Annotated in this window: 18 protein-coding genes; 6 read left to right on the forward strand and 12 right to left on the reverse strand. The window is 53.7% G+C overall.

The features are described 5' to 3' along the window. The gene (locus BEN30_RS04960; protein ID WP_069957260.1) at positions 1-729 is read right to left on the reverse strand and encodes an SDR family NAD(P)-dependent oxidoreductase; all 729 of its coding nucleotides are present in this window, start codon (positions 727-729) and stop codon (positions 1-3) included. Positions 730-939: 210 nt separating this feature from the next. Between BEN30_RS04960 and BEN30_RS04965 the strand changes: the two genes are divergently transcribed. After that, positions 940-1,680 (forward strand): Tgt2/MlaC family protein, encoded by a 741-nt coding sequence (locus tag BEN30_RS04965; RefSeq protein ID WP_069957242.1) that lies wholly within the window; start codon positions 940-942, stop codon positions 1,678-1,680. Between the two features lie 32 nt (positions 1,681-1,712). Here the strand turns inward: BEN30_RS04965 and BEN30_RS04970 are convergent, their stop codons facing one another. The 5 genes from BEN30_RS04970 to BEN30_RS04990 all read right to left on the reverse strand — a co-directional run bounded on the left by BEN30_RS04970 (position 1,713) and on the right by BEN30_RS04990 (position 10,020). Beyond that, positions 1,713-2,585 (reverse strand): universal stress protein, encoded by an 873-nt coding sequence (locus tag BEN30_RS04970; RefSeq protein WP_084005038.1) that lies wholly within the window; start codon positions 2,583-2,585, stop codon positions 1,713-1,715. 63 nt (positions 2,586-2,648) lie between these two features. Continuing rightward, positions 2,649-4,202: a bifunctional aminoglycoside phosphotransferase/ATP-binding protein gene (locus tag BEN30_RS04975; protein ID WP_069957244.1), complete on the reverse strand. Its 1,554-nt coding sequence runs from the start codon at positions 4,200-4,202 to the stop codon at positions 2,649-2,651. Between the two features lie 73 nt (positions 4,203-4,275). Further along, entirely contained in the window at positions 4,276-5,526 is a 1,251-nt protein-coding gene (locus BEN30_RS04980; RefSeq protein ID WP_069957245.1) for an MFS transporter, read from the reverse strand. A gap of 160 nt (positions 5,527-5,686) precedes the next feature. Next, the gene (locus BEN30_RS04985) at positions 5,687-8,968 is read right to left on the reverse strand and encodes an efflux RND transporter permease subunit (RefSeq protein WP_069957246.1); all 3,282 of its coding nucleotides are present in this window, start codon (positions 8,966-8,968) and stop codon (positions 5,687-5,689) included. Between the two features lie 35 nt (positions 8,969-9,003). Beyond that, positions 9,004-10,020, reverse strand: a complete 1,017-nt coding sequence (locus tag BEN30_RS04990) for an efflux RND transporter periplasmic adaptor subunit (protein WP_084005040.1) — start codon at positions 10,018-10,020, stop codon at positions 9,004-9,006. 285 nt (positions 10,021-10,305) lie between these two features. Here BEN30_RS04990 and BEN30_RS04995 point away from each other — a divergent pair, with 285 nt between their 5' ends. Further along, positions 10,306-10,512, forward strand: a complete 207-nt coding sequence (locus tag BEN30_RS04995) for a YgaP family membrane protein (protein ID WP_069957247.1) — start codon at positions 10,306-10,308, stop codon at positions 10,510-10,512. Positions 10,513-10,607: 95 nt separating this feature from the next. On the opposite strand, the gene BEN30_RS05000 is transcribed toward BEN30_RS04995, so the two are convergent. The 3 genes from BEN30_RS05000 to pdxH form a co-directional block, all read right to left on the reverse strand. Then, entirely contained in the window at positions 10,608-14,351 is a 3,744-nt protein-coding gene (locus BEN30_RS05000) for a chemotaxis protein CheB (protein ID WP_069957248.1), read from the reverse strand. Positions 14,352-14,683: 332 nt separating this feature from the next. After that, a complete protein-coding gene (locus BEN30_RS05005) occupies positions 14,684-15,619 on the reverse strand; it encodes a cation diffusion facilitator family transporter (RefSeq protein WP_139134861.1) in 936 nt (311 codons plus the stop codon). Positions 15,620-15,646: 27 nt separating this feature from the next. Beyond that, positions 15,647-16,240: a pyridoxamine 5'-phosphate oxidase gene (gene pdxH / locus BEN30_RS05010; RefSeq protein ID WP_069957249.1), complete on the reverse strand. Its 594-nt coding sequence runs from the start codon at positions 16,238-16,240 to the stop codon at positions 15,647-15,649. A 288-nt stretch (positions 16,241-16,528) separates the two neighbouring features. Between pdxH and BEN30_RS05015 the strand changes: the two genes are divergently transcribed. Then, a complete protein-coding gene (locus BEN30_RS05015; protein ID WP_069957263.1) occupies positions 16,529-17,506 on the forward strand; it encodes a DnaJ C-terminal domain-containing protein in 978 nt (325 codons plus the stop codon). Positions 17,507-17,527: 21 nt separating this feature from the next. Here BEN30_RS05015 and BEN30_RS05020 read toward each other — a convergent pair whose 3' ends face one another. Further along, positions 17,528-18,709: a YihY family inner membrane protein gene (locus BEN30_RS05020; protein ID WP_069957250.1), complete on the reverse strand. Its 1,182-nt coding sequence runs from the start codon at positions 18,707-18,709 to the stop codon at positions 17,528-17,530. Between the two features lie 230 nt (positions 18,710-18,939). On the opposite strand from BEN30_RS05020, the gene fabI reads away from it, so the two are divergent. The 3 genes from fabI to BEN30_RS05035 all read left to right on the forward strand — a co-directional run bounded on the left by fabI (position 18,940) and on the right by BEN30_RS05035 (position 21,802). Continuing rightward, entirely contained in the window at positions 18,940-19,752 is an 813-nt protein-coding gene (gene fabI, locus BEN30_RS05025; protein ID WP_069957251.1) for an enoyl-ACP reductase FabI, read from the forward strand. A 26-nt stretch (positions 19,753-19,778) separates the two neighbouring features. After that, the gene (gene aroC, locus BEN30_RS05030) at positions 19,779-20,864 is read left to right on the forward strand and encodes a chorismate synthase (protein WP_069957252.1); all 1,086 of its coding nucleotides are present in this window, start codon (positions 19,779-19,781) and stop codon (positions 20,862-20,864) included. Between the two features lie 299 nt (positions 20,865-21,163). After that, positions 21,164-21,802, forward strand: a complete 639-nt coding sequence (locus tag BEN30_RS05035; RefSeq protein ID WP_139134862.1) for a DUF6414 family protein — start codon at positions 21,164-21,166, stop codon at positions 21,800-21,802. 133 nt (positions 21,803-21,935) lie between these two features. Here BEN30_RS05035 and BEN30_RS05040 read toward each other — a convergent pair whose 3' ends face one another. Further along, positions 21,936-22,223 carry a type II toxin-antitoxin system RelE/ParE family toxin gene (locus BEN30_RS05040; protein ID WP_069957254.1) on the reverse strand — a complete coding sequence of 96 codons (288 nt, stop codon included), beginning with the start codon at positions 22,221-22,223 and terminating at the stop codon, positions 21,936-21,938. Beyond that, positions 22,210-22,467, reverse strand: a complete 258-nt coding sequence (locus BEN30_RS05045; protein ID WP_069957255.1) for a ribbon-helix-helix domain-containing protein — start codon at positions 22,465-22,467, stop codon at positions 22,210-22,212. The genes BEN30_RS05040 and BEN30_RS05045 overlap by 14 nt, the downstream gene beginning before the upstream one ends. Between the last annotated feature and the right edge of the window lie 214 nt (positions 22,468-22,681).

Raw genomic sequence — 22,681 nt, forward strand, 5'->3', positions numbered from 1 at the left:
TCAATACATATGCTGGCCGCCGGTGACCCAAATTTCGGTTCCGGTGACGTAGGTGCTGTCTTCGCTGCACAGGTAATAGACGGTGCTGGCCACATCGCGTGGCGAGCCCATGCGGTCCAGCGGAATGCGCGGGATCAGGGCTTCGTATTCGGGTTGGATCATGGAGGTTTCAATTTCACCGGGCGCAACCGCATTGACGCGCACGTTCAGCGCCGCGAACTCCCCCGCCATTTCACGGGTCATGGCGCTCAACGCGGCCTTGGAAATGGAATAGGCCGATCCGGCGAAGGGATGGATGTAATGCCCCGCAATGGAGGTGATGTTGACGATGGCCCCTTGGCCCTTGTGCAGGGCTGAAGCAAACCCCCGCGAAAGCCTGAGGGCGGCAAAAAAATTGATCTCAAACACTTCACGCCACGCCTCCAAATCCCCGTTGAGACAACCCAAACGTTCCTTAAAGGGCGTTTTCGGCGACAACCCCGCGTTGTTGACCAGGGCATGCAATTGACCGCCTTCCAGCAGCTTACCCGCCTCGGCAATGAACGCTTTAACGCTGTCGGAATCTGACAAATCGGTGGGAATATGCGCCAACCAATTGGCTTCGGTTGCGCATTCTTCAGGGGCCGGACCGCGGGCGCAGGTGATGATCCGCCAACCGCGTTCCAAAAACAAAAGCGCCGTCGCATGGCCAATGCCCCGCGACGCCCCCGTGATGATGACTGTTTTCATTTTTTCGTCCATGAGAAGACGTTAGGACAAACCGAGCGTGCTTTCCAGTGGATAGAGTATGGATCATTGAATTGATGTCAAAGAACGTCGCGACAAAATCCATTTTGCTGTACTGTTGCAACGAGAAGACTCCACCGCCATATACTTGAAATCGAACGGTGTCATGCTCCGGCCTGATGCTGACCGGATACAACTTTGCAGGGGGACCTTATGAAACGGACATTATTCGCCACCGCTTTGGCTTTGGCTGTCGTCAGCGCCACGTTGACCAGTGCCACTCTGGCGCACAGCGCCGAATACGGCCAGCAATATGCTCAAAATTACGAACGAAACTACGGCCAAGGCTACATGACGCAAAACGCGCCCCAACAGGTCCAGCGCGCCCAACCTCAACAAGCCCCCCAATACGCCCCGTTACGCGCCGCCCCGCAAGCCAACGACCCGGCACGCAAAGTATCAATCCAGCTTGAAAGCTTACGGACGTTTTTGACCCAAGCCCAGGCACAAGCGCAAAACGGCACCATTGATGCCGATGCGGCGCTCAGCTACATCGAAAAGCAAATCGCACCCGACATCGACTTTGTGACCATGGCCCGCATGTCGTTGGGACGTCTGGCGCAACGGATGGAACCGCCGCAACGCGCCCAAGCGCTGAACGCGCTGAGACGCAACTTCACCACCAAGTTGGTTGAGGCCATGGGCGATATGCGCGCCACCCGCTTTACGGTCGGCACCACCCGCCCCGGTTCCAGCCGCGGCGAATTGGTGGTTCCAGTGCGTTTGGACCGCTGGCGCGGCGAACCGCTCACCATCAACTTCCGTTTTTACAACGCTCAAGGTTCATGGAAAGTCTTTGACGCTGAAGCCAACGGGCAAAGCGCCATCTTGTTTTATCGCGGCTACTTCGCCCGCCAATGGCGCGACGGCTGGCCCCAAAACATGATCAACTAAGACCGGGTCAGAACCTCTTAATCTAACAGGTTCTAGTGACCAAACAGGACCGGTATTGTGGCGGTGTCCATCAACGCACTGGTGACACCGCCCAGCACCGTTTGCACGAAGCGCGAATGGGAATACGCGCCACACACAAACAAGTCTGCGTGGACGTTACCCGCATGTTCCAACAGCGTTTCGCCAACGCTATGCGGTCCCTGCGCAAAGCGGGTGACCTGGGCGCTCACGCCCCATCGTTTCAAATACACGGCCAGTTCTTCCCCGGGGCTTAGTCCGTCGACGATGGTGCTATCACACGTCATCACATGAACTTCAGCCGCCCGCGTTATAAACGCCATAGCGCCTTGCACCGCCCGCGCGGCTTGCGCCGTGCCGTTCCAGGCAATGGCGACGACGCGTCCGATGTCTTGAGCATGGGGAGGATTGGGCAGCAGCAACACCGGGCGCGCACTTTCAAACAACGCGGCATTCAACGTCAAGGCGCGCATCGGCGAACTGTCTGCCACGGGGCGTGCACACACAACCAAATCGGACAGCCGCCCCTGCCAGGAAAGCACATCATCTTCGCGACCAACGTGTTCACACCATCTTGCGCTCACACCCTCTGCACCATTGCCATTTTGAACTTGGGGCACATTTTGCTGTGCGCAGACCTCTTCAAATAATGTCTTCAAGGCGGTGGCTTTTTCGGTGGCATCGCGTTCGGCGTTGGTGATCATTTCTTCAACCATGTCGCCGGACATGCCCTCGCCAAACAGGGGAATTGAATCGCGTGCATCAGCGCGCACATGCAGGGCCTCAACAAGGGCACCAAACGGGCGCGCCATCTTCAAAGCGTTTTCCAAAATAGATCGATTGTCGGATGCGCCGTCGAGAGGAACGAGAATGGATCGAATGGACATAATAGCCTCCTTACCTACCCTCTCTTTATGATGGACCTAACGGCGGCAAAGATAAAGCTGACATTAGCCTTTTGTGCTTAATATGCCTAATATTTTCAAGGCTTGGGCATCCGTCTGGGAACACGACCCAGATGAATCGATGGCGTGCCAATCGATAACGCCCAACTCATAATCAAGCTGCTGACGCACCACGTGCGCATCAGCGTCAGAGGCATTGTTTTTGCGTTTGGTGACCCGCGCTTGCATGACGTCCGGCGGTGCGCTCAACCAAAATCCATAGAACGGCACGCCCATCTCAGCGGCTACGTCTGCGATGGCTTGACGTTCTGCCGGTTTGGAAAAAACGCAATCGGCAATCACCGAATGTCCGGTCGCAAGCACCGTGCGCACTTCGTCATAAACGGCTTGGTAGGTCTGTTCCGACATTTTGGGCGTGTACCCTTCTGCACCCAGTTTATCGAGCGGATGCAGACCCGCCATGCGTTTGCGTAACACATCACTGCGCACCAGTCGGGCACCTGGGGCCGCACCGATGTGTTGGGCCAAGTCACGGGCAAAGCGCGACTTGCCGCTGCCCGACAGCCCCCCCACCGCAATCAACTGCGGCTCAGGAACGTCTAAATAGTTCAGCGCCATATCCAAATAGATTTGCGCTTGGCTCACCTGCTCGGCTTTAAAGGCAGCTTCATCGACACTTTTTGCCGCCGCACAGGCAACGAAGGAGCGCACCCCGGCGCGCACGCTCAAGAACAGAGGCAGTGCCGCCAGGCCCCACGCCGACCCGGTGATGTCCATGTACCGGTTCATGGTCACCGTCGCCAATGTACGCAGACCACGATAGTCAAGATCCATCAACAAAAACGCCAAGTCGTACAGCACGTCGATGGTGGAAAAGGCCTCGTTGAATTCGATGCAATCGAACAGCACCGGTTCGCCGTTTTCAAGAAAGATATTGCGCAAATGCATATCCCCGTGACAGTGGCGCACACAGCCGTGCAGGCGCCGACTTTCCAACAAATCGACAACCTCATCAACCATCTGCAAGCTGTGCTCGGTGAGTTGGGAGACCTGGGCCATGTCCAGAAATCCAGGCGCATTTTCCACGAAAGCCTTGGCATTGCTTTCAATGGTCATGATCATGCCGAAACGCCCACCACCGTCTTGACGGGCCTCGGAAGCGGCGTGGAACATGGCGATTTTGTCGGCAAGATGTTCCATTAGGTGACGGTTCAGCTTGCCCTTCGTCGCTAAGCGATCAAACAGTGTGTCTTCATCAAAGCGCGCCATGTCGACAACCCAGTCCACCACTTCGCCGGGCTGGTTCAAGTGCAACTTCCCGTCAGCGCCGCGCGTGATGGGAATGACACCACGGTATAAATTGGGCGCGGTGCGGCGGTTCAACGCCACCTCCGCCTCACAGTTTTTCAGCCGCTTGTCTTTGTCGGAATAATCCAAAAACGGATACGCCACCGCGCGTTTGAGTTTAAGCACACGGGTCTCGCCGATGAACACTTCGGACGCATGGGTGCTGGCCCGGCCCACGGTTTGGGTCGCGTCGCCAAACACAGCCGGGTCGCTCAACAACGCCACTTGGGCAGATTGATCTTCTTTAATCATCGCTACAAGATAGCTGAGTTATATAAAAAGACTAGCCCTCTCATTGGCCCTCTCATTGGCCCCGACAACGCCCCTAAGCCGTCGCAAGTTGTTGATAAGGCGCTTCGCGCACGGGTAGATTGATCAACGCGGAAAAAGCCCCGACGCCGACGCCGACCCACCACACAACTTCGTAAGAGCCATACATGTCGTACATGGCTCCACCCAGCCAAACGCCCAAAAATGATCCCAACTGGTGAGAAAAAAAGACAATGCCGTAGAGCGTACCCATATAGCGAATGCCGTAAATGTGCGCGATCAGACCGGATGTCAGCGGCACACTGGCCAACCACAACACCCCCATGGACAAGGAAAACACCACCACTGTGGTGGGCGTCATGGGCAGCAAGATGAACCCCGCGGCAATGAGGGTGCGGCCCATGTAAATTGAGGCCAACAGATATTTTTTCGGCCACACGTTGCCCAACGCGCCCGCGATGATGGTGCCGACAATGTTGGCGGCCCCAATCATGGCGATGGAAAACGCCCCCAAGGCTGAGGTGGTGTTGATGCCCAGCCCGCGTATCAGACTGCCGTCGGGGATCGCTGCGCACATTTCGGTGACGAAGGCGGGAAAGTGCGCGGTCACAAACGCCAGCTGAAACCCGCACGAAAAAAAGCCCAAAAAGATCATTGTATAAGACGGATCGCGCAGCGCCTTGGCCAAAACGCTGCCCAGACTTTCTTCCAAAGAGCTGCGCGGCGCCATGTCGGTTTTGCCCATCAACGGCAACACCATCAACACCCCCAATATAGCCACCGCAAACAAAACGAACACGGAGGACCACGTCATGGATTGCAACAACGCATTGGCGACGGGCGGGCCGATGATTTGACCGGCTGAGCCCGCCGCCGTCGCGATGCCCAGCGCCAAGGAACGATTAGCATCGGACGTTGAGCGCCCCACCACCGCCAAAATCACGCCAAAGCCCGTTCCGGCAACGCCAAAACCAACCAAGACTTCATACATCTGGTGTTCCAAAGGGGTCACAGCGGTACTGCTCAACACCAGCCCCAGGGCATAGATAATTGCACCCAGCACAATGGTCTTTTTGTCGCCGAACTTTTCCGCCAACGCGCCAAAGATCGGCTGACCAATCCCCCACGCCAGGTTCTGGATGGCGATGGCCATGGAAAATTCAGCACGCAACCAACCGAACTGATCGGCGATGGGAATTTGAAACACGCCAAAGCTGGCGCGGATGGCAAAACCAACCATCAAGACGATGCTGCCGGCAATCAAGACAGGCGTAAACACAGATGAAGAGGACTGCGCACGGACCATAATCTCACCCCAGAACGTTGTTCGTTCAAAACTATGGGAATTGCTCCGGGCGAGGTCAATGCCAACATTGTGTCCATACAAACGGCGCTAAAACTCATGCTGGTTTCAAACTTGCGCAATTGTGCTCAAGATAGCGGCCACGACACGATCATCGACGGCATCATTTACCGTCCTTGATGTCGCGTCCATCATCGCGCAGCACCACATAGATGGCCGGGATCACCAACAACGTCAACGCGGTTGAGCTGGCCAAACCGAACACCATGGAAATGGCCAAGCCTTGGAAAATCGGGTCGGCCAAAATAAACGCCGAGCCGATCATCGCCGCCACGGCGGTCAAGAAAATCGGTTTAAAGCGGATGGTCCCCGCTTCGATCAACACGTCACGCAACGGCTTGCCCGATACCTGACGCTGCTTGATGAAGTCCACCAGCAAGATCGAGTTGCGCACGATGATCCCCGCCAAGGCGATAAAGCCGATCATCGACGTCGCCGAAAACGGTGCGCCAAAAATCCAATGACCGAACATAATGCCGATCAGCGTCAGCGGTACCGGGGTGAGGATCACCAGCGGCAACTTGAAGCTGCCAAACTGCCCCACCACCAGCAGATAGATGCCGAGCAGGGCAAACACAAACGCCAGCCCCATATCACGGAAGGTGATATAGGTGACTTCCCATTCGCCATCCCACAACAGCGTGACCTTGCTTTCGTCTTTGGGCTGGCCGTGATAGGCGATGGTGGGTGCACCGTCCGGGCCCCAGTCCATGGCGTCGAGCTTGTCTTTCACCGCGAACATGCCGTAAATCGGCGCTTCGAACTGGCCCGCCATTTCGCCTGTGACCAGTTCCGCAAAGTGACCGTCGCGGCGATACATCGGGTAAGACGCCTGTTCGCGCACCAAGCTCACCACGTCGCCCAATTCCACCACCCGGCCACTGTCGCCCGCAGGTCCCGGTGCCGATACCGGCGTAGACAAGATGCGTTCGCCCATGGCCAAGCCTTCCTTGGGCAAACGGATGGCGATTTCGATGGGGTTCACGCCTTCGCCGCGCTGCGAATAGCCGACCGTCTTGCCGCCGATGATGGCTTGAATGGTGTCAAATAAATCGCCTTCTTTAACGCCGTGAAATTCCAGATTTTCCTGATCGATTTCCAAACGTACGCGGGTTTCCGGCTGACCATAGCTGTCGTCCACATCGGCCACGAATTCAACGGATTCAAAAGCTTTGCGCACTTTTGCCGCAGCGGCGCGACGGGTCTCGGGATCGGGGCCATAGATTTCCGCCATCAACGTCGCCATAACCGGCGGTCCCGGCGGCACTTCAACCACTTTGACAGACGTTCCGGGCGGCACGTCCAAGCCATCCAACAACGTGCGCACATTCAGGGCCACGTCATGGCTTTGACGGTCGCGGTCTTGTTTGGCGGCCAAGTTGATTTGCAGTTCACCCTGCCACGGTTCCGAACGCAGGTAATAATGGCGCACCAGGCCGTTAAAGTTGAACGGCATGGCGGTGCCCACATAGGCTTGCATGCTGACCAATTCAGGCAGCGCCTTAATGCGGTTGGCAACATCCAGAACCACCCGTTCGGTGCTTTCCAGGGTGGAGCCTTCTGGCAGATCGACGACCACCTGCAATTCGGATTTATTATCGAACGGCAACAGCTTCACGGTCACGTCTTTGGTGGCAAACAGCACCAACGACGCCAAGGTCGCAATACCCGTCACCACCAGCAATCGGATCGAGTTTTTACGCCCGGTCAAAAGCTTGGTGGCGATGCGCTTGTAAAAATTGCCCAAGACACCGGGGCCGTGATCCGCATGGTTGCCCATATCGACGGGATCGGTAAAGTCCGCGTCGTCGTCCATCAAAACATCTTCTGGCATTTTTTTACGCCAACACGTGATCTTGCACAGCAGCCACGGCGTGATGATCATCGCGACGAAGAACGAAAACACCATCGCGGCAGAAGCGTTGGCGGGGATGGGACTCATATACGGCCCCATCAAACCGGACACAAACATCATCGGCAGCAAAGCAGCAACGATGGTGAGCGTCGCGATAATGGTTGGATTGCCGACTTCGGCGACGGCCTCAACGGTGGCCCGCATGGGGCTGCGGCCGTCTTTCATAGACCAATGGCGGACGATGTTTTCCACCACCACAATGGCGTCATCGACCAAAATACCGATGGAGAAAATCAACGCGAACAAACTCACCCGGTTGATGGTGAAGTCCATCATATAGGCCGCAAACAAGGTCATCAAAATGGTCGTCGGCACCACCACCATGACCACGATGCCTTCGCGCCAGCCCAACGCCCAGCCCACCAAAACGACGATAGAAATGGTCGCAAGACCTAAGTGGAACAACAGCTCGTCGGATTTTTCCAGCGCAGTTTCCCCGTAGTTGCGGGTGATGGTCGCTTCCACGTCTGCAGGCAGCAAGCTGCCTTTAACCAACTCCAAACGGTGGGTGATTTCGTCAGCCACCAACACCGCGTTGGCACCCTTGCGCTTGGCAATGGCCAAGGTCACGGCGGGCTTGGCGTCCAGGGTTGCGCCGTCAACATCTGATTTGGTCATGTGCCACACACGGTGTTCTTCGGGCTTGGCCCCAACCACCACGTTGGCCACATCTTTCACATAAACCGGACGACCGTCGCGCGCGGTGATCATCAGCAAGCCGACATCGGGCATGCCAATCAGGGTTTGCCCGGCCATCACGCTCACGGCTTTGCCGCCATCGCGCACCCGGCCCACGCGAAACGAACGGTTGGCGCTTTCGACCTTGCCGATCAATTGTTCCAGCGTCACGCCATAAAGCGACAGCAATTCGGGATCGGGTTCAACACGGATTTGATCGGCGCGACCACCGACAAAAAAGGTCAAGCCGACGTTTTCGACCTTGGCCAATTCATGCATCAGTTCTTCGGCGATGTTATAAAGCGCGTTGTCGTTCCAGCGCCCCGCATCAATGCCTCTGGGGGCCAAAGTGATGGTGACGATGGGCACATCATTGATGCCGCGACCGATGATCAAGGGATCGGGAATGCCGACCGGAATATGACCAATGTTGGCGCGAATGGCATCGTGCACGCGCAAAATGGCGACGTCTTCATCGGTGCCGACGTCAAAGCGCGCGGTGACCATCACTTGGTCGTCCTGGGACATGGAATAAACGTGCTCGACGTTGTTCACGCCCTTGACGATATCTTCCAAAGGTTTGGTCACCAGCTCCACCACGTCGGGGGCTTTGAGGCCGTTGGCATCCACCAAAATGTCCACCAGCGGGACCGAGATTTGCGGTTCTTCTTCGCGCGGCAAGGCCATCAAGGCAACCACACCCAGCGCTACAGACGCCAGCAAAAACAGCGGCGTCAAGGGCGAACGCAAAAACGCTTTGGTTAAGTGTCCAGAAATACCAAGGTTCTTCATCGGATCAATTTCCCTAAGGATTTACGGACAAAACGTTATGGATGCGCCAAGACATCGCCGGGAACCAGCCCCGACAAAACTTCAACACCACCACTTTGCGGCAAGCCCGGCTGCACCACCACTTCCCGACCGTCGCTGAGCTTGGCAAACGTGAGGTTATAGCGGCTGTACAAAAAATCCGTCGGAACGACGATGGCCGGACGGGCCCCGGTACCAATCCACACACGAATGCGTTCCCCAACAAAGAAGTCCCCCAAACCCGCCACTTCCACATCCGCCGACACCCGGCCTTGTTTGATTTCGGGATACACTTGACGGATCAGACCGCTGCGCAACTTGTCGCCGCTGTCGGATGTCAACGCGCCAAGACCGCGTTGCGCGACTTGAACTTCGTCGCCTTCACTGATGAACATGGCATGACGTTCGGGCAGTTGCAGACGCAAGATGTAGGCTTCCGCCGCCAAAGAAGCGATGGGCTCGCCCGGCAAAATGACCGAACCTTTGCGCACCTGAACCTTGAGAATGCGACCACTGGCGGGCGACAACACATCGCCTTCGACACTGGTTTGAATGAGCACTTGGCGTTCTGCTTGGGCCGATGCCAAAGAGCGATCCGCGACTTCGCGATTGGTGCGTGCTTCGTCCAGACGCGCCTTGGGGATTGTGCCAGAGGCGTAAAGTTGTTCCGCCCGCGCCAGCGCGGTGGTGGTGAGGTCTTTTTGCGAACGATAAGATTCAATTTGCGCATCGATGGATTTCAGCTGAAGGGCTAACTTTTCATCAACCACGCGGGCGATTTTCTGATTGGCCTGGACCGAAGAGCCTTCGTCCACTAACAGTTCCGTCACCGTGCCGCCGATGCGCGCGCGCGCGGCAACCACGTCGACGCTTTCCACCGTCGCAAACACAGACTTGCGGTCTTCAACTTGACCTTGGCTGACCTGAAAGGTCGCGTCTTGGGCAGAGGCCGAAACGCTGCCCACAACACCACCCACCCAGGCCACCTGGGTCACGGCCAAAACCAAAAATGCGCTTCTGAGTGTCGTCTGCATCTCAAACCTCATCGCCAAAAAAGCTTCTATAGTTTTGATATATCATAGTTTTACTGCGAGTGCGAACATATCGCTTGCTTTTATATATTAGTTTTTACTAAATTAGCAACATCTTAAGGGTAAAAACCCGCTACACTCTATCCTTTAGCCCACGGAACATATACATTCTGTCCTTGAGGTAAGGTATTCAGTGTTGGTCGATCACGCCCCGTTCTGGGTGAGCGATCCAACCTAAAAAGCAACGAGAAACAAACAAGCCAAAACCAACAAACAAGGAATTCACTTATGAGCATCGACCGCATCGTTATGGCCTTTGCCGGCGTCGTCATCTGGGCCGGTCTGGGCGTGTTTTACGTCACAGGCGAAGTTCTCTGGCTGATCGTTCCGGCATTCGTCGGCCTGAACCTTTTCCAAGCCGCCTTCACCAAGTTCTGCCCGCTGGCCATCATCTTGAAGAAACTCGGCGTAAAACCCGGACAAGCCTTCAACTAAACACCTAGCCCCCGCCTACAAGATAGCGCTCAAAGAACAAACGGCCTCACTATTGTGAGGCCGTTTGGATATTTTGCGTTTAAGGCAAAATCAGTTTAGCAGATTTTTGATGCCGGGAACAAAACGGTCACCACCGTTCCCTTGTTTAACTGACTATGGATGTTGATCGTACCACCGTTCAATTCCACCAAAGACTTGGTGATGGAAAGTCCCAATCCGGTACCCCCTCCCTTGTCCGATGACATGGGGCCAAGAACCTGTTCAAAGGGCCGCATAATGCGGTCAATATCCCCCGGCGGAATGCCAATACCGGTGTCGGAAACGACGACATCAAAACCGAGTTCGCTTGCGCTTGCGAAAACCGTCACAGTTCCACCGCGCGGGGTAAACTTCACAGCATTATCCAGCAAATTGATGGCAATACGCTTAAGACTCGTCTCATCAACCCAGAGCATGGGAAGTATCTCAGGGCATTCACATATCACATTGACCCCCGCACTTTCCGCCCGCTCTGCAACCAGTTTTATGGCCTTTTCCGCTACGTCTTTTACATTGACTTCCTCTTCATGCAGTTCAATTTTGCGCGCTTCAATTTTGGCCAAGTCCAAAATTTCATTGATCAAGCTGAGCAGATGTGTACCGCTGTCATGAATGTCCTTTGCGTATTCCGTGTATTTTTGGATTTCAATCTGACCAAAGTGTTGATGGTGAATGATTTCGCTAAAGGCCATAATGGCGTTCAGAGGTGTTCTCAGTTCATGACTCATATTGGCCAGAAAATCCGTCTTGGCCCGTGAAGCCTCTTCCGCCTTTTCCTTCGCCTGCCACAAGTCTGCTTCGACCGTTTTTAAATCGGTAATGTCACTGTGAATAGCGAAAAATCCGATGACGTTTCCTTGCTCATCGATCTGCGGTTCAAAACGTTGACTCATGTATGTTTTGTCACCGTTCACATCAACCACTTCCCGTTCAAAGGTCTGACTTTCCCCCTTTAACACCATGTCTTTGTGGGGCTTAATCACCTTGTAGTTGGTATTGCCGACAATTTCCTTGATCGAACTGCCGATAACCTTCTCTACGGTTTTGCCGTAAAAGTCTGCATAGGGTCGATTGGCAAACCAATATTTTTCATTGGCATCGGCATGAAAGATCAGTGCGGGTACGGAATCGGTGACGTTGCGTATCCACTCCTCATTGGCCTGAAGCTTTCTTTGCGCCGCACGCACCTCCGTCTCATCGATAAAGGTCAGTATTGCGCCATCGGTTTTACCTTCGTGGTTGTGATAAGGCGCAATGCGCATGCGATAAATCAGATTGTCTGCCGTGACCTCGCTAAAATATGACTTATTGCTGAGGATGACCTCTTGAAGGCTGCTTCTCAGATTTTTAATATCCGTATGGCTGGGTACGGAAGTGATAACCTGTCCCAGGTCGGTAGACATCAAACCAAACAGACGTACCGATTGCGGCGTAAAGCGGGTCACCCGCAGCTCTCTGTCGACCACAATCAACGCAAAACCAATATTGTCTTGAATGTTTTCCAAATCGGTATTGGCTTCGCCAAGCTCCAAGGTGCGCACTTGAAGTTCTTCGTTGACGGTGGTCAGTTCTTCGTTGGTGGACTGAAGCTCTTCGTTAGACGTTTCCAATTCTTCGTTAGACGACTGCAGTTCCTCGTTTGCGGCCTGCATTTCTTCATTGAGCGCCTGCAACTCTTCATTGGAGGTTTCCAATTCCTCGACAACCGTCTGCAGGTTTTCTTTCGTCGCAATCAATTCTTGCTCAAGCTCGGCGATCCGCATCTCAGCATCTTGATCCAGAGAACCGGATTCCTGGACTTCAATGCCAGCAATGGCCTTTTCCGTTTCGCACGAAACTAAAAACAGAAAATCATCATCTTGGTCGATAAACAGCGGACGAACGACCAGACGGGCGTTCACGTTTCCATCCTTTTGCATAATCAACTTTTTGGTGCCATAAACAGGCATGCGGTCCTTACGCGCGCGATGCAGCAGCACGCGAAGATCGGTGCGGAATTCGTCGATGATCAGCTTTGAAAGATTGAGATTCGGCTTACCCCTGGGTAAATTCATAAACGTTTCCACGTTTTCGTGGAAATGCAGGATGTCCATGTCGCCATTGACGACGACGCTGTCAGGCGCATAAGCCTTCACGAACGTTTCGTTCATTAAGTTTGTTACAGAAACTTCTTTTTTTTCTTCTTCCTTCTCGGCAGATATCGGAATTTTTGACCGAAAGTGAGAGAACATGGGAAGCAGTTGTTTTTCTTGCCCAACACGTTTTTTGAACAGCTTCGAGGTGCTGCGAATGGGTCTGAAAAAATCAACGTGATGGCCGACAGACTCAGACTTGCCGAGGAACAGATGGCCATCTGTATTCAGCGCATAATGGAAAACGCTAAAAATTTTATTTTGCAAATCGGTGTTGAAATAAATCATGACATTACGACAGCTGATCATATCAACCCGTACAAACGGCGGATCTTTAGCCAAATCTTGGCGCGCAAACACGACCAATTCACGGATCGGCTTTTTCACCTGATAAGATTGCGCCATCTGATCAAAATATTTATCAATAGACGCATTATCGAGGTTCTTGACGGTCTCTGCTGAATAAAGCCCCTTGCGTGCATGGGCCATCGCATCCAAGTCAACGTCCGTCGCGAAAATCTGCACCGTGTATTCGTTTATCGAATTACCTAAATGATCCGTCAGCAGCATCGCGATGGAATAGGCTTCCTCACCCGTTGCACACCCGGCGACCCAAATGCGAATGCTATCACCCGGTCTTTTGCCTTTTAAGATTTGTGGCAAAGCCAAACTCAAATCCTTAAACGCTTTGGTATCGCGGAAAAACGACGTTACGGAGATGAGAATATCCTTGCACAGCAAGTCAAGTTCCTGCGGCTGGCGGCGAACGTATTCCAGATAAACTTCCAACGTTTCAATGCGGTTAGCCGCAAGCCTGCGCTCAAGACGACGGCGCAAGGTATTGGGCTTGTATTGGGAAAAGTCGATGTCGGTGCGATTGCGCACCATACGAAAAATCTCGTCAATCGTTCCGCTTCCTGCGGCAGCGGCTGATTTTTGCACCACAAGCCTTGGAAACCGGGCGAGAGAAGCCAACTCTTGGCCGATCTTATCGGGTGACGAAAGTTGATCTACGCACCCCGTTGCAATTGCGGCTCTCGGCATACCATCGTACTTGGCGGTTTCCGGGTCCTGCACGATGGTAAAGCCAGAGTTGGCCTTAAGGGCGCGAATACCATGTGCACCATCCGTACCGGTACCGGACAGAATAATGCCGATGGCGTATTCGCCCTTGTCTTCGGCCAATGAAACAAAAAAGGCATTTACAGATGGTTTGGGACCGACAGGCGCTGAAGGTTTACGCAGCCACAAGGTTGAGTTTCTGATCAACACATCCTTGTTGGGGGGCGTGATGTAAATTGTGTTCTTTTCCACCACCGTCCCATCGACGATTTCTTCGATTTTTATTTCCGTCTCGCGCCCCAGCAGTTGCGTCAACATACTGCGATAGTCCGGCGATAAATGCTGTGCGACCACATAGGTCATATTTGAGAGGGCTGGCAGATTTGTGACGAGAGGGCGCAAGGCTTCAAGCCCGCCAGCGGAAGCCCCGATACCGACCACAAACAATTCATCTTTGGGAGCTTTGCTCGCACCCGCCTTTTGGGAAGTTGTCGTTTTTTTACGAGCCGCAGGCTTTTTACCTGTTGTTGTTAAATCGGCCCCATTGTTTTCAGGAGCACTTTCAACGGAACTGAATTCTACAGGCGTATTCTTGCGCGGTGACACTCTTTTAACCTGAGTGGGTTGTTTTGACAATTACCGCGCCCCCCTAATCTATATAAACCGAGTTCCTAATTGTATTTTCACGCGCACAAAATGACCATCACACTCAAAACAATATATTCTAACATCTCACGAAACCTTATGGTTTATCAAGTTTATTAAATGCGATGCATACTCATTAAAAACTATTGATCATCTCCAAGTCTTCAAACCAATCGCCTCCTGACCTAATCGTACAATGCAGTTAGGGCAACAGATTCAAGATACGATATAGGCTAAATAATACAATGGCCTCCACGAACGTGGAGGCATTTCTGCTTGTGCCATGCCCAGGCTTAATCCTCAAACACCCGTTCTTCTTCGATGCCGCTGGGGTCTTGGTGGATCAGCACTTCGGCGCGGGGATAGGCTTTTTTGACTTTGAACATCACCGCATCCGCCACGTCATGCGCTTGAAACAGCGATAACTTTCCGGACATTTCCAGGTGCATTTGAATGAACAAATCGGGACCCGATTGGCGGGTGCGCATGTCGTGCACACTGATCACTTGGGGGTGATCCGAGGCCAAGGCGTGAATTCTTTCGCGGTCATCTTGGGGCAATTCCCGGTCCATCAAGATGTGATAGGCCTCAATCCCGATTTCATAGGCACCGTGTAATATGTAAAACGAGATGGCGATGGCGAACAGGGGATCGGCGATTTGCCAGCCCAACTCTGACGCCAAAAACAACGAAACGATGACGCTGATGTTGACCAGAACATCCATCGAATAATGGGTGCTGTCGGCGACGATGGCCAGCGACTGGGTGCGCTTGGCGACGTACTTTTGAAACACCACCAGCGCAATGGTGGCAATGATGGAAAACACCATCACAGCGTAACCGATGGGGGTATTCGTGATGATTGATGGATTGTAGAGACGTTCCCCCGCCTGCAACAACAAGAACATCGCCGATCCTGAAATAAACGCCGATTGCGCCAACCCGGCCAAGCTTTCCGCCTTACCGTGGCCGAAGCGATGCTCATGATCCGCCGGTTCCAAAGCATGACGCACAGCCAACAAATTCACCGTTGAAGCCGCCACGTCGAGAAACGAATCAATCAATGTCGACAGCAAACTGACGCTGTCGGTCATCAGCCAAGCGCCAAACTTCACCACGATCAAGGTGCTGGCCGTGCCCACGGCAGCATACGTCGCCATACGCATCAGGCGTCCAGCGGCCTTGCGATCAAGTGATTTTTTGGTGGCAGGTGGTGCGATCTCGCTCATACGTTCATTCGCCGTTTCATATTAAAATTAAGGATAAAGGCGTTCTTTTTCCCAACCCTTCAGTCCGTGAATATAGATCACCCGCTCATGCAAGCGAAAGGGTCGGTCATGCCAAAATTCCAGTCTTGAGGCCTTTATGCGAAAACCCGACCAGAATTCAGGCCGCGGAATTTCGCCAAGGGCAAACTTTGCCGCAAACTTGGCAACCCGCGCTTCCAGTTCAAACATACCATCCAACGGCTGAGATTGCTTGGACGCCCAGGCACCGATGCGAGAATCCCTGGGACGGGATGCATAATAAGCGTCAGCCTCAGCGTCCGACACCGCCTCCACCTCACCCGAAATGCGGATTTGACGGCGCAAGCTTTTCCAGTGAAACAGCAAAGACGCCTTGGGATTGGCGATCAATTCGCGCGCCTTTTGGCTGCCCAAATTGGTGTAAAACACAAAACCACGCTCATCATAGCCTTTCAACAACACCATGCGCACCGACGGCATGCCCGACTCACCCACCGTGGCGAGCGCCATGGCGTTGGGATCGTTTACTTCTTTTTCTTCGGCTTCACTCATCCAGCTTTGAAACAAATCAAAAGGGTCGGCGTCGGTGGGGACGAAAGTCATATCAAAACCTGCTTTAAATGAGATTCTTCAGCGATTCGCAGCGAATCGCACACAAATGTTAAGAAGTTGTTTACCACACATGCGTTGTAATCAAAGTTCGCGTGCGGTGCCACGTCCAGTACACGGCGACACACGATAACAAAGTTCAACGGGCAACACACCCAAAAGGAATACCTTGCAAAAAATGCGCTCTTTCTTCGCCCCCTCTTTTCGCATTTTGGCCTGCCGCGCATTCGCGCAGCACTTAGGCGCGTGGAAAACCATCGTCGCCCCGGAGGTCACCACCTGATGTCTACGACAACTCGCGATCCATACTCCACCTTGGGCGTGCACAGCAAAGCCAGCCTGGAAGACATCAAAAAGTCCTACCGCACCTTGGCGCGGGCCCATCACCCGGACTTAAAACCGGGCGACAAGATTTCGGAAGAACGCTTCAAAGACATTTCCAGCGCCTATGACCTGCTGTCCGATCCCGCCAAGCGGCGCATGTTCGACAATGGTGAAATCGACGCCATGGGCAACAAGCGCGCCGGCTTTGGGACATCGCGCGGCTATGACAGCTACAAACGCAACGCCAATACGGGCACCGGGGGGACAGGTCCAGGTGCATCCGGTCCGGGCGCGACAGGTCCACACGGCGGCGCACGCAAAAGCCCGTTCAGCAATTTTTTCAAAGACCGCCAAAGCAACGCCCACCAATCCATCAAGGCCAAAGGTGCGGATGTCAGCTACACCTTAAAAGTTTCGTTTTTGGATGCGGCCTGCGGCGTGGAAAAGAACGTCCGCATGACGTCGGGCAAAACCTTAAAAGTGCGCATTCCCGCCGGCACGCAAACAGCCGACGTTCTGCGCCTTAAGGGCCAAGGCATGAACGGGTTGGGCGGCGGCGTTGCCGGTGATGCGTTGGTGGAAATCATCGTCGAGGCGGATCAAAAGTATCGCGCCGAAGGCCTTGATGTTTACAGCGAAGAAGCCGTCACCTTGGCGGAAGCGTTGTTGGGTGGGCGCATCGAAGTGCAAACCATCCACGGTCCGGTGTTGGTGACCGTGCCCGAAGGTTCAAATTCCGGCACCAAATTGCGTCTCAAAGCCAAGGGCATTCATCACACCACCACCCCCGTGCAACTGGGCGACCATTATGTCTCGCTGAAAGTGGTGCTGCCGGAAAATGAAGATTCGGATCTCAAAAAGTTCGTCAAAAAGTGGATCGGCAAACGGCCCTACAGCGTGCGCAAAGAAACCCTCAACCGCACTGCAGCAGAATAGGCGGCAGAATAGACAGAACGCTTAAGCGGGTTCACTTTCAAACAATTCCCTCAGCGTGCGGCCATAGCCGCTGCCTTTGAGCCCGCCTAGGCTGTCTTTCAATTGGCCACGCCACGGCGGACCACCTGCGGGCAGGTCGTCGGGGTTGGGGGCAAGACCTAGGCCATGGGCGACGTCCGCGATGCTCAGCACATCGGGGTCGCGACACAACAACCACTCATCCCTGTCGCTGAGCGCCACGAAGCCTTTCTCGCGGAGCACTTCCAAGGCTTGGGCCAAGATATCTTCGCGCAACAGATTCAATTTGGGACCCGTCTCCGCTTCACCACGGGTTTTTCGCCACAGCTTTTCCATGGCCGCCAGCGCCGCGTCCAGTTTGCGCGCAGGCGCCATATCGTCAAAACCTTGGGCGATGCGTGCGCGTCCCCATTCCGGCATCAACGCCGTGACTTGGGCCCCGATCAACACCACCGCCCACGACAAATACATCCAAATGAAAAAAATCGGAACCGTCGCCAAGGCACCATAAATGGTCTGGTAGGACGGGAAAGTCGAAATGTAAAAGGCAAAGGCACGCCGTAACACACCGAACAACAGCCCCGCCGTAATGCCACCAATCAACGCGTGCCCCATCTTCACCGGACGATACGGCACGATGGCGTAAAACACCGTAAACGCAAAAATCGCCAAAACGGACGGCAACAATCGCGCCATGACGCCAGCCAATCCCGGAATGGCCCCCACTCCGGCCCATTCCGACAGCGCATACAGATAGGTCGCCAGTGACAAGCTACCGCCCAACAGCAACGGCCCCAACGTGATCACCGCCCAAAACATCATCAACCGCGGAACGAACGGGCGGGTCGCTTTAACATGAAAGATAGAATTGAGCGCGGCCTCGATGGTCGACAGCATCATGATCGCGGTGATCGCCAAACCGACGATGCCAATCGCCGTCATTTCCCCCGCTTTGCCAACGAATTGATCGAAATAGACTTGAACCTCGTTGACGGATTCGGGCAAAAAGTTTTCAAACAACACACCCTTCATCTGCACTTGAATGTCGTCGAAAATGGGAAAGGCGCGGAGAATCGCAAACGCAATGGCAATCAAAGGGACCAACGCCAGCAACGTTGTATAGCTCAACGCGGCCGCAATGCGCATACACTGATCACGGCGAAACTGAGCCATGACCAAACGCATAAAAGCCCTTAATTCAAGGCCTAAAGAGGGCTTAGGCAGCGTTTGGGTCTGGACAGCGGGTTCAGGATCGTTCATTGAGCAGCAACAACAATCTATTAACGAGTTTCACCCATGATATACATAAATTCTCGTGTTTTGCGACGACTAAGCTGAACCGCTGCTTTTCAGGCTGGGTGTGTATCGTGTAGGATGCGCGCTCTCCGCATATTAAAACAAGGATACCAAGGACTATGACCGCTGCCGCTCTGTTGATGGCTGGAAAAAAAGGCATCGTTATGGGTGTGGCCAACAATCGCTCCATTGCCTGGGGTATTGTTCAACATCTGCATGCCCATGGTGCTGAAATTGCCTTCACCTACCAAGGCGAAGCACTGAAAAAGCGGGTTGGACCGCTGGCCGGGGAAGTCGGCTCCGACTTCCTCATCGAATGTGATGTCACCGACATGGACAGCGTTGACCGGGTCTTTGAGACCGTCAAAGAGCGCTGGGGCAAAATTGACTTTGTCGTACACGCCATAGCGTACTCCGACAAGGACGAACTGAAGGGCCGCTACATCGACACCACCCGCGAAAACTTCCAGCGCACTATGGACATTTCGGTCTTTTCCTTCACCGCCGTATGCCAACGCGCCGCCCCGATGATGAACCCCGGCGGTTCGCTGCTGACGCTCAGCTACTACGGCGCAGAAAAAGTCGTGCCCCATTACAACGTCATGGGCGTCGCCAAGGCAGCCCTTGAAGCCAGCGTGCGCTACTTGGCCGAAGACATTGGCAAGGACGGTCTGCGCGTTAATGCCATGTCGGCGGGTCCCATGAAGACCTTGGCCGCCAGCGGCATCGGCGATTTCCGCTATATCTTGAAGTGGAACGAGCTCAATTCCCCGCTCCGGCGCAATGTCACCTTGGATGACGTCGGCGGTGCCGGGCTGTATCTGCTGTCGCCGTTGGCCGGCGGTGTGACGGGTGAAGTTCACTATGTCGATTGCGGCTACAACAACGTCGGCATGAAAGCCGTCGACGCTCCCGATATCTCCACCGTGTGATATCTCTTTGGTGATTGGATTTTAAAATGGCCGGCAACACCTTTGGCGAACTTTTCCGTCTCACCACGTTTGGTGAATCTCACGGCCCCGCCATTGGCGGCGTCGTTGACGGTTGCCCGCCGGGCATCAAATTGTCCGAGGCCGACATCCAGCCGTTCTTGGACAAACGCCGTCCCGGTCAAAGCAAGTTCACCACCCAGCGTCAAGAAGCCGACCAGGTGAAAATTCTCTCTGGCGTGTTTGAAGGTAAAACCACCGGAACGCCCATTGGCTTGCTGATCGAAAACACCGACCAGCGCTCCAAAGACTACGGCGACATCAAAGACAAATTCCGCCCCGGCCATGCGGACTACAGTTACTTCGCCAAATACGGCCAGCGCGATTACCGCGGCGGTGGCCGTTCCAGCGCGCGGGAAACCGCGGTGCGCGTGGCGGGCGGCGCGGTGGCGCAAAAGGTTCTCACCCACATTTTGGGCAAAGCCGCCAAGGTGCGCGGCGCTTTGGTGCAGATGGGGCCCATTGATATCGATTACCGCAACTGGTCGTGGGCGCAGATTGGCAAAAACCCGTTTTTCTGCCCCGACGCCAAAGCCGTCCAGCAGTGGGAAGCGTATTTGGCCGACATTCGCAAAACCGGCTCGTCCACAGGCGCGGTCGTCGAAATTCAGGCCAGCGGCATCCCCGCCGGGTTGGGCGAACCGGTGTTTGACCGCATCGACGCCGACATCGCCAAGGCGCTCATGTCCATTCCCGCCGTCAAGGGCGTGGAAATCGGCGAGGGCTTTGCGGCAGCAAGCCTCACGGGGGAAGAAAACGCCGATGAAATCCGCCGCGGCACCGACGGCCAGCCTGAATTCCTCGCCAACCACGCGGGCGGCACATTGGGCGGCATTTCGTCCGGCCAAGACATCATTGCGCGGTTTGCGGTGAAGCCCACCAGCTCCATCCTCACCCCGCGCAAAACCGTGACGACCAAAATCCAAAACACCGACATCATCACCAAAGGCCGCCACGACCCCTGCGTCGGCATCCGCGCCGTCCCCGTCGGCGAAGCCATGATGGCTTTGGTCCTCACTGATCACCTGCTGAGACACCGAGCGCAAAACGGCTAAAACTATTTAGCTGTCACAAGCCCCTGGATTGCCACGCGCCAAACGGCGCTCGCAATGACGGAACAGTGCTGCGTCATGGCGAGAAGCGCAGCGACGACGCCATCCAGAGCGCGGGGGCCTGACTTGAGTGGAACGTTTACATTACGAACACTCTATGGTTACATTTAGACGCCATACTGAATGATGTTTGGTGAGTTTAGCAAACTCTCACGCCCCCCCCCTCAAGTTTGCAGCATTACTGACCACACAATTTTCCAAGGCAACTTGACATTATCACAATGATTATGGAGACAAAAATTTTGAAAGAAATAATGTATCGAGATGATGAAGGATTAGAAAATCTCATCGCACAAATTGAAGATTATTCAATAACAAGTAAGAGCATTGCTAAAGAAAAAGGTAATGAAGGGGAAGGCACGATCAAGCTTGGAGTTGGGCTTGGAGGGCTATTATCTGCATTTGGAATTGCTAAGGCAGGTGTAGATGCAGAAGCAACTCGTAAAATACACTCGAATCGTATTGAAAAGTCTAACTTAAGACCTTTACCGGAGACACAATATCGATCAATTATCAATTATTTAAGTGGAGAAGGCAGGATATATAAAGATCCATACAAGGCTTGGTGTGCGACCAAATCTAGTTCTGGTCACGTATTTTGCGATTTTGAAGGTCTATTTATTCCATCTGGTTGGGATGCAAACTCTGAAAAATGGATAAAGACTGCTAACAAACAAAAAACACTTGTTTTGTTCAACTATGAAGATCGAAGTCTAATTATTGGCATGTCGCTTTCTAAGATGTTTGGGATTTCTAATGATCAAATTACACCTACCAGTCATCTTGCCATGCGAGCAAGAACTGGTAAAATGTATATTCGAGTATTTGGAAATATGGACAAGACTAAATATATAAAGCCATTTTTTGCAGTATTTTCTTAGGGTCAGAATTCATCAACTTCTAGGTTGTTCAATAAAGGTTACGGTGATGGTTTACTAAACTCACCTAAAGCCCTCCGCCGCCAAGGTTGCTACGTACAAATCAGCACTCACAATGACCATTGATAACGGTGAACTAAAATGCTTTTTCGAGGTTCTGTTGGCCTAAGATGCGCACGATGACAACGCCGCCCTCTTCTATGCCGTAATAGATCGCATGCGAACCGTATGAGCTACGTCTATAGCCTTTGCGGAGATGTTCAACGGCGGGAAAAAGTTCTGGTTGTTCGCTTAATTCATCAAAACGCTGTTTCAGTCCGTTTTGATACGCCAAGGCTTGTTCAAGACCGAATGTATCGATGCCAAAATCAAATATATGTTCGAAATCTGCTGCGGCGGCCTGGGTTAACTTATAGGTCCCCATTGCCGTGCTTTCGCTCCAGGACGGCCTTTATAATCTGATCGGGCGTCTTGTCGCTCATGCCGCTTTGTTCGCCTTCGATGAGGGCCGCACGAACCGCCGCGATTTCGGCTTTTTCCTTGGCGCGTTCCTTGCGGATCAACTCATTAACAACTTCGCTGTTGCTTTTGTATTCCCCCTCAACGTCGACCTTCAATCTGAGCCATTCACTGTTGGGGTCCGTAAAGGAAATGCTCTGCCGGGTCATTAACAAGTCCTCCTAGGCTGGATGAATGTGGTGTAATAATACACCATTTTTACACCATGCCTCAATCTCAATTTAAGGATTACGATGACCGGCACACCCTGGATTGCCACGCGCCAAGCGGCGCTCGCAAGGATATTTTGGAGTGGTCTATTGTACACAAGCGTTGTCGAAGCAGGCCCAAACGAGGCTCATTTCGTTTAAAATAATTTGTTCG

Origin of the sequence: Magnetovibrio blakemorei, assembly GCF_001746755.1 — a bacterium.
Classification (GTDB): domain Bacteria; phylum Pseudomonadota; class Alphaproteobacteria; order Rhodospirillales; family Magnetovibrionaceae; genus Magnetovibrio; species Magnetovibrio blakemorei.

Excerpts from the sequence above, each read along its gene's own strand:
- aroC (WP_069957252.1), top strand. The coding sequence starts at position 19,779 with ATGGCCGGCAACACCTTTGGCGAACTTTTCCGTCTCACCACGTTTGGT.
- BEN30_RS04980 (WP_069957245.1), bottom strand. The coding sequence starts at position 5,526 with ATGGTCCGTGCGCAGTCCTCTTCATCTGTGTTTACGCCTGTCTTGATT.
- BEN30_RS05045 (WP_069957255.1), bottom strand. The coding sequence starts at position 22,467 with ATGACCCGGCAGAGCATTTCCTTTACGGACCCCAACAGTGAATGGCTC.
- BEN30_RS05040 (WP_069957254.1), bottom strand. The coding sequence starts at position 22,223 with ATGGGGACCTATAAGTTAACCCAGGCCGCCGCAGCAGATTTCGAACAT.
- BEN30_RS04985 (WP_069957246.1), bottom strand. The coding sequence starts at position 8,968 with ATGAAGAACCTTGGTATTTCTGGACACTTAACCAAAGCGTTTTTGCGT.
- fabI (WP_069957251.1), top strand. The coding sequence starts at position 18,940 with ATGACCGCTGCCGCTCTGTTGATGGCTGGAAAAAAAGGCATCGTTATG.
- BEN30_RS04995 (WP_069957247.1), top strand. The coding sequence starts at position 10,306 with ATGAGCATCGACCGCATCGTTATGGCCTTTGCCGGCGTCGTCATCTGG.
- BEN30_RS04975 (WP_069957244.1), bottom strand. The coding sequence starts at position 4,202 with ATGATTAAAGAAGATCAATCTGCCCAAGTGGCGTTGTTGAGCGACCCG.
- BEN30_RS04965 (WP_069957242.1), top strand. The coding sequence starts at position 940 with ATGAAACGGACATTATTCGCCACCGCTTTGGCTTTGGCTGTCGTCAGC.
- BEN30_RS04960 (WP_069957260.1), bottom strand. The coding sequence starts at position 729 with ATGAAAACAGTCATCATCACGGGGGCGTCGCGGGGCATTGGCCATGCG.
- BEN30_RS05020 (WP_069957250.1), bottom strand. The coding sequence starts at position 18,709 with ATGCGTTTGGTCATGGCTCAGTTTCGCCGTGATCAGTGTATGCGCATT.
- BEN30_RS04990 (WP_084005040.1), bottom strand. The coding sequence starts at position 10,020 with ATGCAGACGACACTCAGAAGCGCATTTTTGGTTTTGGCCGTGACCCAG.
- BEN30_RS05005 (WP_139134861.1), bottom strand. The coding sequence starts at position 15,619 with ATGAGCGAGATCGCACCACCTGCCACCAAAAAATCACTTGATCGCAAG.
- BEN30_RS05015 (WP_069957263.1), top strand. The coding sequence starts at position 16,529 with ATGTCTACGACAACTCGCGATCCATACTCCACCTTGGGCGTGCACAGC.
- BEN30_RS04970 (WP_084005038.1), bottom strand. The coding sequence starts at position 2,585 with ATGTCCATTCGATCCATTCTCGTTCCTCTCGACGGCGCATCCGACAAT.
- pdxH (WP_069957249.1), bottom strand. The coding sequence starts at position 16,240 with ATGACTTTCGTCCCCACCGACGCCGACCCTTTTGATTTGTTTCAAAGC.